The organism is Mesorhizobium sp. Arg314 (genome assembly GCF_053714275.1).
Genome location: NZ_JBSKBP010000081.1, coordinates 1 through 10,747 on the forward strand (window position 1 = coordinate 1; position 10,747 = coordinate 10,747).

At 60.5% G+C, this 10,747-nt stretch carries 10 protein-coding genes; all 10 read left to right on the forward strand.

Annotated features, from left to right (window positions below; all coding sequences use genetic code 11):
• Positions 1 to 577 precede the first annotated feature (577 nt).
• Positions 578 to 1,390, forward strand: coding sequence for a DUF2092 domain-containing protein (locus ACWGS9_RS32810; RefSeq protein ID WP_454509128.1), 813 nt, complete (start codon positions 578 to 580; stop codon positions 1,388 to 1,390).
• Complete coding sequence (locus ACWGS9_RS32815) at positions 1,387 to 1,707, forward strand: hypothetical protein (protein WP_454509129.1); 321 nt, start codon at positions 1,387 to 1,389, stop codon at positions 1,705 to 1,707. The genes ACWGS9_RS32810 and ACWGS9_RS32815 overlap by 4 nt, the downstream gene beginning before the upstream one ends.
• A gap of 156 nt (positions 1,708 to 1,863) precedes the next feature.
• Positions 1,864 to 2,664, forward strand: coding sequence for a hypothetical protein (locus tag ACWGS9_RS32820; protein ID WP_454509130.1), 801 nt, complete (start codon positions 1,864 to 1,866; stop codon positions 2,662 to 2,664).
• A 419-nt stretch (positions 2,665 to 3,083) separates the two neighbouring features.
• Entirely contained in the window at positions 3,084 to 3,251 is a 168-nt protein-coding gene (locus ACWGS9_RS32825) for a hypothetical protein (RefSeq protein WP_454509131.1), read from the forward strand.
• On the forward strand, positions 3,248 to 4,123 hold the full coding sequence (locus tag ACWGS9_RS32830; protein WP_454509132.1) for a peptidylprolyl isomerase: 876 nt from the start codon (positions 3,248 to 3,250) through the stop codon (positions 4,121 to 4,123). The genes ACWGS9_RS32825 and ACWGS9_RS32830 overlap by 4 nt, the downstream gene beginning before the upstream one ends.
• 44 nt (positions 4,124 to 4,167) lie before the next feature.
• Entirely contained in the window at positions 4,168 to 5,163 is a 996-nt protein-coding gene (locus ACWGS9_RS32835; protein ID WP_454509133.1) for a HupE/UreJ family protein, read from the forward strand.
• 12 nt (positions 5,164 to 5,175) lie between these two features.
• The gene (locus ACWGS9_RS32840; protein WP_454509134.1) at positions 5,176 to 7,140 is read left to right on the forward strand and encodes a DUF3604 domain-containing protein; all 1,965 of its coding nucleotides are present in this window, start codon (positions 5,176 to 5,178) and stop codon (positions 7,138 to 7,140) included.
• Positions 7,141 to 7,932: 792 nt separating this feature from the next.
• The gene (locus ACWGS9_RS32845) at positions 7,933 to 8,961 is read left to right on the forward strand and encodes an alpha/beta hydrolase (protein ID WP_454509135.1); all 1,029 of its coding nucleotides are present in this window, start codon (positions 7,933 to 7,935) and stop codon (positions 8,959 to 8,961) included.
• Positions 8,962 to 9,000: 39 nt separating this feature from the next.
• On the forward strand, positions 9,001 to 9,327 hold the full coding sequence (locus ACWGS9_RS32850) for a hypothetical protein (protein WP_454509136.1): 327 nt from the start codon (positions 9,001 to 9,003) through the stop codon (positions 9,325 to 9,327).
• A 315-nt stretch (positions 9,328 to 9,642) separates the two neighbouring features.
• Entirely contained in the window at positions 9,643 to 10,671 is a 1,029-nt protein-coding gene (locus ACWGS9_RS32855; RefSeq protein ID WP_454509137.1) for an AraC family transcriptional regulator, read from the forward strand.
• The last annotated feature ends 76 nt before the right edge of the window (positions 10,672 to 10,747 follow it).

Here is a 10,747-nt window from a genome sequence, read left to right on the forward strand (position 1 = left end):
AAGGATGTTACAGGCTTGTTCAACTGACCCCTCGCTCGACCGATGACTACATGGTCTCCCACGTAATTTACATTCCGATGCTGGCTTTGGGCAATATAGAACTCACTCACGTCGCAAATTGAAAATATCGTTAATTTCGATCGGGTCTCAGTCAGATCAACGAATTATGGCCAAACAAGAAGAACCGTCCGAGAGACAAAGAGCTATCCTAGCGGCAGTACGCCGTTTTCCGCAGTTTGAGTTGGCGATCCACCGACTGGTTGTCCGGAGTGAGAGCTTTCTAGAGATATGCGAGGAGCTTGCCGACGCGGAGCTGGCGCTTTCAACCGTCGACAAGACCACAACAACGGCGTTGGTCGAGGCTAGACGAACCGAATGGCAGGAACTCGTGGACCGGCTGGTTGGAGAAGTCGGCGAAGCGGTGCGGGACTCAGAGGCTGCTCGAAACTGGGGTGTCAATCCTCGGCCGCCGCCACGGTGAGCGCCACGAATGGTTACAACTGATCGGTGGTCAGTTTGCAAATTTCCGCCATTCGGGGCGTCAGGATTCGATTGCAATTGCACAGCGGTGAACAAGATGAACCAGATCATGAAATCCGGCTTACTTTCGAGACTCCGCCCCAAGGGCGCAAGCCTTTTGGCAGCATCCGTAGGCCTGGCACTCTCATGTGCTTCGGCCTGGAGCCAGAGCGCAATAGACAAGGATGCTAACGACGTCCTCGTCACTTCGATGAACTACTTGAAAGGTCTGAAGACGTTCAGCGTCGACTACGATACCGACCACGAGATCATCGACACGGCCGGCCAGAAGATCCAGTACAGCGCTTCGGGCTCCCTGACAGCCTCGCGCGGCGAGGGTTTCCGCATCAGTCGGAAAGGCCCTGTTGCCGATGTCGAGGTCACCTTCGACGGCAAAGTCATCTCGCTCTACGGCAAAACGATAAATGCTTTCGCCCAAATCGACAGCCCTGGTCCGAGCATTGACGACGCCGTCGAGGAGTTCAGGGTATCGACCGGCCTGGATGCTGTCGGCGCGGACCTGATGTCCGCGGACCCGTATTCGGTCCTCACGGAAGGAGCCGTCGAAGGCACGCTCATCGGCGAAGCCGTTATCGGTGGCCAAGTCTGCGACCATCTGGCGTTCCGGACAGACACCGTCGACTGGCAAATCTGGATCCGCCAGGGCGACCAGCCGCTGCCGCTCAAATATGTCATAACGACCAAATGGGTGACCGGAGCGCCCCAGTACACGCTGAGACTAAGCAACTGGAGCGTCGACCCCAAGGTCGACGGCAAGCTGTTCTCCTTCACGCCGCCAGCGGATGCAAAAAAACTGGGACACATAGATTCTGGCGAAATCGGCCAACTTTCCCTGGAGGACGCAGAATGAGAACGACCGCGCGAAATAGAACCGCGTTGGCCTTGAGCCTCGTCACGGCACTCATAGTCATTGACAGTGAACTCATTCCCTCCGTTTCGTTGATCTCCAGCGCCGAAGCGGGGGTCGGGAGGCCGCTGACCCCGGGAAGTGTGGCTGGCGTTGCCCGTCGCACAACGCGCCGCGTGGTTCGACGATCCACCATCTACGTGCCCGCGCTGCCGCCCGCCTGCGTAAAAGTCAATGTTAATGGCATGACGCTGTCGCAATGCGGTGGTGTCTACTATCAGCCCTATGGCGGTCGCTACGTCGTGGTCTATGTCGACTAAAGCATGTCTCCCGAAAGTGGGAACCGGTTTCGGGACAAAGACATGCGTAAAATCAAAAACCTAAAGCGCATGGAGCGAATCTGAAAGATCGCGAGGCGCTTTAAGCCTTCCAATGAAACCGGGACTGTGCGCCCGACTCAGAACCGAGCAAAGATCATGAAAACTTTCTATCGGACGGTGACTGGCGGCTATGCAGCGCTTTGTATCCTTTGCCTTGTCAATAACGCGGGCGCGGCCGATCTGGTCTCCCCGGTGACGCCAGACCTGAAGCCAGTCGTGACAGAGCAGGGATGGACGTTCAGCGCCGCGCCGTATTTCTGGGCGGCTGGGCTCTCGGGCGACGTGGGGCAGTTCGGTTTGCCCACCGTCGAGGTTGACTCTAATTTTGGCGACATCCTGAAAAATCTTGATTTCGCGGCCATGGCCACCATCGAGGCACGCTACGACCGCTACAGCATTTTCGGCGACCTCCAATACGTCAAGATTTCCGCCGGCAATGGAACGCCCAGAGGCATCTTGGCAGACAGCGTCGATCTCACGTCCCAAACTTTTTCAGGTCTGGGCGGAGTTGGTTATTCAGTTCTCCAGAGTGACGCTGGACGTCTCGATGTGGTCGGCGCCATGAGGGTCTGGTCCGCGCATACGGACCTTGACTTCCATGGAGGGATCCTTGACGGGCGCTCCGCCAGCGACGGCAAGACCTGGGTAGACGGGCTGGTTGGTATTCGTGCGAACTATTCGCTCACACCCGAGTTCTATGTCACGGGATGGGGAATGGTGGGAGCAGGTGCCGCCAATGTCGATTGGGACGTCGCAGCCACGCTGGGCTATCGGTTCAATGATCGGTTTTCGGCGGTCGTCGGCTATCGCGCCTTGGGCGTCAACTACGACAATGACGGGTTTGTCTTCGATGTCGTGCAACAGGGCCCGATCATGGGTCTGATCATGCGTTTCTAGGATGGCGCCCAAATCGCGGAAATTGCGCCGGACCTTCGCAAGGTCCTGGCGCGGGGTATTCCAGACTAGGAAGAGGGCGGGCTGACCGGCGCGACTACCCGCGTTCTCACTTTACCAGTCGCGGCGCCGATAATGATCCTGACGGCCAAGTAGAACTTGTGCAGGTAGAGAATGCGCCTGAACTCGTGCGCAATGCGCGCCAGGAGATCGAGCGACGACTTGGCCGCGCGGAAGACGCGGAGTTTTTCTGAACTCGTTGCGCAGAACTGGTCTGGACGTCCGAAGCTGACGATCGACAGCTGGCACCCAGCCGCACCTTTACAGTTAATTACGTCCCCACCCGCGCCCTTTGTGTGCAAACCATCCCATGCGTCCGCTGCTGTTGGCCGCGATGCAAGGTACACTGATTGGAGGAAGGCATGGGCTATCCGCTTGCTCCGCTGACTGGTTCGACGAGGGGGACACGTCACTATCGAGGGCTATATTTCGCTCTCTCGATCGGCTCGAACGACAGCCACACCTCGCTCAGCACCGCCGAGGAGGAGAACTTCTTCGCCTGGATGTCAGCGGGGAATCACCGCAAGTGACTTGGCTGAGAGAACCCTTGCTGCATTTCGCGGTCGTCGGCGCGATCCTGTTCGGCGGCTATTCGTGGCTGCAAGAGAGCAGTGTCGCCGCCACAGCTGTCCAACCCGTCCGCATTGGCGAGGGCGATGTACGCTGGCTGAAGCAGACGTGGTCGAGCCAGTGGCTGCGCCAGCCCACGGCGGAAGAGCTGAAGGGTCTGGTCGACGATTTCCTGAACGAAAAACTGTTGGCACGCGAGGCCGAAGAGATGGGCCTCGAGCAGGACGACTCTATCATTCGCCGCCGCCTGGCGCAGAAGCTGAAGTTCCTGGTCGAGGACACCGCCCAGCTTGCCGAACCTAGCGAGGCGGAGCTGCGGCAGTTCTATGCTGCCAACCCCGCACATTTCGAGACGCCGGGAAAGCTGTCGTTCAGGCAGATCTACTTCGATCCGGAACATCGCAAGGACGCCTCGGCGGACGCCCAAGTGGCGCTCGCTGCGCTGAATGCGACGGGCGGTACGGACGCGGCTGCGGGTGATCGTCTGCTGTTCGGCGACAGTTTTGACAACACCGACGAGCTGGCGCTGTCGGGGATGTTCGGTCGGGACTTTGCACGCGAGGTCATTGCGCTCGAGCCGGGCGAGTGGCGCGGTCCGGTGAAGTCCGGCTACGGCTTTCACCTGGTGCTGGTCACCGAGCGCACGCCGACGGTGTTGAAGCCTTTCGAGACGGTCAGGGATGCCGTTCTTGGCGAATGGCGCGGCGCCAAGCAGACAGAGCTCAGCCGCGACTATCTCGTCGAGCTGCGCAGGAAGTATGCGGTAGAGGTGGACGATAGCGTGAAGGCGATGCTGGGACCAGAGCCGGCACCTGACGTGGCGGCAAAATGAGGCGACCGGGCGAAAAGTCTCTTCTCGTGCGATGGGCCCGCGCAATGGAGCGCGTTGCGCTGGTCATGCTGGCAGCGGCCATCATTGTGCTGCTCCCCGCGGCCGCGTCTGCCCATGAGGTACGCCCCGCCTATCTCAGCGTCCAGGAAGAGGCGCCGAACGAGTTCAGCGTGCTGTTCAAGACGCCGATGCAGGGCGACGCGAGGCTGGCGCTGTCGGCGCTGTTTTCCGGCAGGATCGAGACGGTCACACCGATTGTCTCGCATCCGACCGGCGATGCGATGGTGCAGACCTGGCGCATGCGCACGCTGGACCCGCTCGCCGGCCAGAACGTGCTGATCGACGGCTTGCAGAACACCATGACCGACGCGCTGGTCCACGTGGTCTTCGCCAACGGCAACAGCTGGACGGCGCGGCTGACGCCGAGCGAACCCTCGGCGATCATCCCCGCGTCGCAGAGCGCCTGGGGGGTGTTCGCCACCTATGTCCGCCACGGCATCGAGCACATCGCGTTCGGCTTCGACCATCTGCTTTTCGTCAGCGGACTGATGCTGATCGTGCGCGACTGGCGAAAGCTGGTGAAGGCGATCACCGCGTTCACGGCGGCGCATTCCATCACCTTGAGTTCCGCGACTCTCGGATGGGTGACGCTGCCGCCGCGGCCGGTGGAGACGATGATCGCCATCAGCATCGTCATGGTCGCCGCCGAGGTTGTGCGCATGGAGCGCGGCCAGCTCAGCCTCGCCATCGCTCGGCCGTGGATGGTGGCCTTCGCCTTCGGCCTGCTGCACGGCTTCGGCTTTGCCGGCGCGCTGGTCGAGCTCGGCCTGCCGCAAGGTGACATCCCGCTGGCGCTGCTCGCCTTCAACGTCGGCGTCGAGCTCGGACAGCTGGCTTTCATCGCCGTGTTGCTGAGCGCCGTCTATGCCGTGCGGCAGGTCATCGCCATTCCCCGGCAGGCGATCGTCGCGTCGGCCTATGCCATCGGCATCATCGCCGCATTCTGGAGCGTCCAGCGGCTGGACGCGGTGTTTTCATAGGAGGAGGTTCAAATGAAGTTCGGTCATCTCGAAGGCGCACTGCTGAGGAGTGCGGCACTTGCAGGCCTGTTGGTCGTCGCGCAGTCCGTCCGGGCGCAGGAGACTGTGAATACGGATATCGGCGACATCGACAAGACCACGGGCGCAAAGGTGTTCCAGGCAAAGCGGCCCTACTCGCCTTATGCCGGCCGCAACTTCCCGGTGCGGCCACTGTTCGGCGACACCCATTTGCACACCGCGCTCTCTTTCGATGCCGGCGCTGCCGGCGCCAGGCTCGGACCGCGCGAAGCGTACAAATTCGCCAAGGGCGAGGAGATCGTTTCCAACACGGGACTGCCGGTGAAGCTGTCGCGTCCGCTGGATTTCCTTGTCGTGGCCGATCACTCCGACAATCTCGGCTTCTTCGGCGACTTCCTCGCCGGCAAACCCGAGATCCTGCAGAATCCTCAGGCCCGCACCTGGTACGACATGATGCAGACGGGCAAGGGCGCCGAGGCGGCCTACGACATCGTCAAAACTTTCGCGCAGGGCAAGTTTCCGAAGGACCTCATCTATTCGCCGGGCACCGCCGCGTATCGCTCCACCTGGCAGAGCATCATCGACGCGGCCGAAGAGGCCAACCAGCCCGGCCGTTTCACAGCGGTCATCGGTTATGAATGGACGTCGCTGTCGAAGGGCAACAATTTGCACCGCAACGTGATCTTCCGCGACAATGGCGACAAGGCCGCGATGATCGAGCCCTATACGACACAGCCGCCGCTCGGCTCCAACAATCCGCGCGACCTCTGGAAATGGCTGCAGAACTACGAGGACAAGACCGGCGGCCAGGTGCTGGCGATCGCCCACAATGGAAATCTGAGCAACGGCACGATGTTCCCGATCATCGAGTCCTTCACTGGCAAAGAGATCGACCGCGAATATGCCGAGCAGCGGGCGCACTGGGAGGTCCTCTACGAAACCACACAGATGAAGGGCGACGGCGAGAGCCATCCGGCCCTGTCGCCGAACGACGAATTCGCCAATTTCGAGAAGTGGGACAAGGGCAACCTCGACCTTAGCGAGGCCAAGAAGCCGGAGATGCTGGAGTTCGAATACACGCGCTCGGCCCTCAAGAATGGCCTCAAGCTGGAAGCGAAGCTCGGGGTGAACCCTTATAAGTTTGGCCTGGTTGGCAGCACCGACTCGCATACCGGTCTCGCCACCGCCGATGACGACAACTTCTTCGGCAAGGTCGCCTCGGCCGAGCCAAACCCCGAGCGCACGTCGCATGCCTTCATGACCAACGCTAAGCTCGGGCTGAAGATCATGGAATGGGAGATGACCGCGTCGGGCTACGCAGCGGTGTGGGCGCAGGAGAACACCCGCGCCTCGATCTTCGACGCCATGAAGCGGCGCGAGACCTATGCCACGACCGGGCCGCGCATGGTGGTGCGCTTCTTTGGCGGCTTCGACTTCGAGGCCGCCGACGCCAACACCCGCAGCCCGGCTATTGCCGGCTACAGCAAGGGGGTGCCGATGGGTGGCGACCTCAGCCATGCGCCCGACGGCAAGGCGCCGACGTTCCTGGTGGCCGCGCTGAAGGACCCGATCGGGGCCAATCTCGACCGCTACCAGATCATCAAGGGCTGGCTCGACGCGGCCGGCGAGGTGCATGAGAAGATCTACGACGTCGCCTGGTCCGGCGACCGCAAGGCGGACGCCAGCGGCAAGCTGCCGCCGGTCGGTAGCACGGTCGACGTGCCCAATGCGACGTGGACCAACACGATCGGTGCGCCCGAGCTGATCACGGTCTGGAAGGACCCGGATTTCGACCCCTCGCTGCGCGCTTTCTACTACGGCCGTGTCATCGAGATCCCGACGCCGCGCTGGACCGCCTACGACGCGAAGTACTTTGGCCTGACCTTGCCGGCGGAGGTGCCGATGACGACGCAGGAGCGCGCTTACACGTCGCCGATCTGGTACAATCCGGCAGGCTAATTTAGGTGGATCCCTGCCGGATGCTTGGCTGCACCCATCGCACGGTGCCGAGGTCATGTAGACCACGGCTCCACGACTACCCCCAGTTACCTGAACGTAGTCGCGCCTTGGCCGGATCGGAGCGAATGGCGTCGTCATCCTCGGCGATGATGATCGCCGGGATGCCCTTGCTCGCACCCAAGGGACGTCGCAGCCGCGCTGGACTATCGGTTCAACGATCGGTTTTCGGCGGTCGCCGGCTATCGCGCCTTGGGCGTCAACTACGACAATGACGGGTTTGTCTTCGATGTCGTGCAACAGGGCCCGATCATGGGTCTGATCATGCGTTTCTAGGATGGCGATTTGTTGCTGATCCTAAGCCCGCCTGCTGAAGTCAATTTTCGGCCAGGAGCTACAGTGTTCTGCCCGTAGGATACAGTTAGTTACCTTCCTTCCATGGCGCTCGAAACGTAAGCGGGTTCCCGGGCCACCTTTCGGGAGTGATCGCGATCAGTGAGGCTGCCGATCCTGTCTTGGGACCGGAGATCGGGTTGTGTCTGGACTTGACCTTTACGCAAGTCGCGTCGCGCGACGACTTGCTTCCGATAACAGACAAAGCTCGGCGCGGGGAGGCACGGTCGCCTTCTCGGGGATGACATCGGGGTGCACGAAACAATGAAGCTGGCAAATCGCTGCGGGGGACTGGTGGGATTGAACATGCGAGCAAGGCGAAGCCTGGCAATATCCTTTGCTTGTGCGTTCAGTCTCGTGGGCCTCTCGTCTTGCGCAAGCAGGCCTGAGACCGGAGCCTTATTGTCGAATACCTCCGTAGCTCAAGGTGCAAGTTCGCATACCATCCTCGTTGCCACCACTCGATCGCGTGATGCCCGACCGGGAACTTACTTCGATGGTGAACGGTCATCTGCCCTGAACTTTGCGTCGATCACCGTCAGCGTGCCGCCGAACCATAAGGCTGGCAATGTCGAATGGCCTTCTTCGAAGCCGGGAAATGCTCAAACGGATTTTGTCACGCGAGATGGCGAACTCCTGCCGAACGATAAGCAGTTCCTGGCTGAGTTGAACCAGCGTTTGAAGGCTCAGCCCAAAGGCCAACGCAAGGTCCTGCTCTTTGTACATGGTTACAACACGCTGTTTGCCGAAGGGCTCTATCGCTTCGCGCAAGTCGTTCATGATTCCCATGCGCCCAGCGTTCCCGTCTTCTTCAGTTGGGCCTCGCACGGCAAGACGCTGGACTACGTATATGACAACAACAGCGCGACCATCGCTCGCGACGGATTGGAGCGGACGCTGCGCCTTTTGCTGGCCAGCGATGCCGATGAAATCAACGTCCTGGCGCATTCGATGGGCAACTGGGTGACCGTCGAGGCATTTCGGCAAATCAAGATATCGGGAAACGTCACTTCCGCCGGCAAGCTTGGTACGGTGATACTCGCCGCTCCCGATATCGACGAGGATGTATTCAAATCGGAAATGCAGCGAATTGGGAAACCAAAAAAGCCGTTTTTGATCATTGTCTCGCGCGACGACAAAGCATTGGGTCTGTCGAGACTTATCGCTGGCGGCAAAGATCGGATTGGGGCGAGCAGCAATACGGCGGAACTCGCAGAACTCGGCGCGATAGTCGTCGACTTGTCGAATGTGAAAGCCACCGATGCGACCAATCACGGCAAGTTCGCCCAAATCGCGGAAATGGCGCCGGACCTTCGCAAGGTCCTGGCGCAGGGTATTCCAGATCAGGAAGAGGGCGGGCTGGCCGGCGCGACGACCCGCGTTCTCACTTTGCCAGTCGCGGCGCCGATAACGATCCTGACGGCCAAGTAGCACTTGCCGCAGGTATTTTGAATTTAGAGAGGATGAACGATGACAAGACTTAGCTTGAGATTGGTCAGTGGTGCTGCTGCAATCGCCGTCACCATGATTTTTGGCGCACTGATCGACACAGTTGCGCCGATCCCCTCTTTCGTCGGTGAGGCGCAGGCGCGAGTTGGTCATCCGCTCACGCCTGGCAGCGTCGCTGGCGTTGCGAGGCGCACCACTCGCCGGGCAATCGTCCGGACGAATATCTACGTGAACAGCCTCCCGGCTGCATGTGTGAAGACCACCGTCTACGGCCCCGTGCTGTGGCACTGTGGCGGCAAGTATTATCAGGCCCATAGCGGGCGCTACGTCGTCGTCAACATACAGTGACTTCGGGTGGCTTCGGGCAATAGCGCCTCGGAAGAGGCGCGATGCGCCTTCCGTTGGGGCCGTGCCAGCCTTCCGCGGTCCCACCGTTCCGGTTTACGCGGAAGCAGACCTATTTGTTCTGGAGCGCAGCGCTGTTGCTGGCCGCAGGCGCCGCGCAAGCCGGTGACGAAGCCCAGCCCCACAACTGAAAGTTGTTGGGCTGGGAAGGTAGAGATAACGGCAGCGCCGACAAGCGGCGCTGCTCGCCATCCGACGGAGCCGCCACGATTTAGGGCCAACCGCCGACTTGTAGTGTCAAAGTTGGGGTATCGAACCATGGCTCGACGCGATGCCGGCCCGCCGCAGGCTGAGGCGGTCACATATTCGGTACGCACCAGCGTCGGAATTCACATACCGCGGATGCTGCGCGGCGCGGGGATCGATCCGGGCATTTTTGCCCGGAAATACGGATTCGATCTCAGTCTGTTCGAAAATCCTGACAATGCCGTTCCTTATGATGAATTTTCCTACTTCCTGGTGGAGTGCGCCCGCGAAACAGGGTGCGAATGTTTCGGGCTGGCTCTCGGAATTCAGGCGCGTTTGAACGTGCTTGGCGCGCTTGGCGGTGAAATGGCCAAGGCGCCAAATCTTGGAAGCGCGCTTTTAAATGCCGTGCGTCATTTGGCAAAACAGGATCGAGGACTGGTGATGGCGCTGCAGGACTGTGGCGAAGATGTCGAATTGCGGCACATCACCATCGATCCCCGGGTGGTCAGAGGCGAGCAAATGTCGGATGTAAGCACCGCATTCGCGTTTTCGATTATTCGCGAGTTGTGCGGACCTCAGTGGCGGCCGACGCAGGTTTCCTTGGCGCGCCGCGCGCCTCTCGACGCGCGGCCCTATAAAGTCGCCTTCGGCTGCCCGATCGCCTTCAATCAACCTGCTGCCGGCTTGCGATTCGCCAAGCGTTGGTTGGTCGCTCCCGTGGGGCCGAGCAGCACGCTGACAGTGACGGCAGGGGAGCTTCAAAGCACGGCACTGGCCGAGCAGGTAATCGCACAATGCGTGCGCAACTTGCTCAGTCACGCCACGTGCAAAGTCACCAAGATCGCGCAGGACATGGCGCTAACGCGACGCACGCTTCATCGGCGCCTAGCTCAGCAAGGACACACATTCGAAGAGCTGATGGAGCAGGCCCGATTTAGCGTAGCGCTCCGTCTGCTGCGGGACACCGATCTCAAACTCACCGAAATTGCTCTCGCAATTGGCTATTCCGAGCTTTCGGCGTTCACGCGCGCCTTTCGCTCCTGGGCGGGGATACCGCCCAGGAGCTTCAGCCGGCGATCCGAAACGGCCGCTAATTAGCGCGATAGGTTTGTCGGGCTTCTTGCTGTGGTGGCGCGGAGGAAAGTCGAAGATCCCCGCGAGACAACAGCTTTGA

Excerpts from the sequence above, each read along its gene's own strand:
- ACWGS9_RS32810 (WP_454509128.1), top strand. The coding sequence starts at position 578 with ATGAACCAGATCATGAAATCCGGCTTACTTTCGAGACTCCGCCCCAAG.
- ACWGS9_RS32815 (WP_454509129.1), top strand. The coding sequence starts at position 1,387 with ATGAGAACGACCGCGCGAAATAGAACCGCGTTGGCCTTGAGCCTCGTC.
- ACWGS9_RS32820 (WP_454509130.1), top strand. The coding sequence starts at position 1,864 with ATGAAAACTTTCTATCGGACGGTGACTGGCGGCTATGCAGCGCTTTGT.
- ACWGS9_RS32825 (WP_454509131.1), top strand. The coding sequence starts at position 3,084 with ATGGGCTATCCGCTTGCTCCGCTGACTGGTTCGACGAGGGGGACACGT.
- ACWGS9_RS32835 (WP_454509133.1), top strand. The coding sequence starts at position 4,168 with ATGGAGCGCGTTGCGCTGGTCATGCTGGCAGCGGCCATCATTGTGCTG.
- ACWGS9_RS32840 (WP_454509134.1), top strand. The coding sequence starts at position 5,176 with ATGAAGTTCGGTCATCTCGAAGGCGCACTGCTGAGGAGTGCGGCACTT.
- ACWGS9_RS32850 (WP_454509136.1), top strand. The coding sequence starts at position 9,001 with ATGACAAGACTTAGCTTGAGATTGGTCAGTGGTGCTGCTGCAATCGCC.
- ACWGS9_RS32855 (WP_454509137.1), top strand. The coding sequence starts at position 9,643 with ATGGCTCGACGCGATGCCGGCCCGCCGCAGGCTGAGGCGGTCACATAT.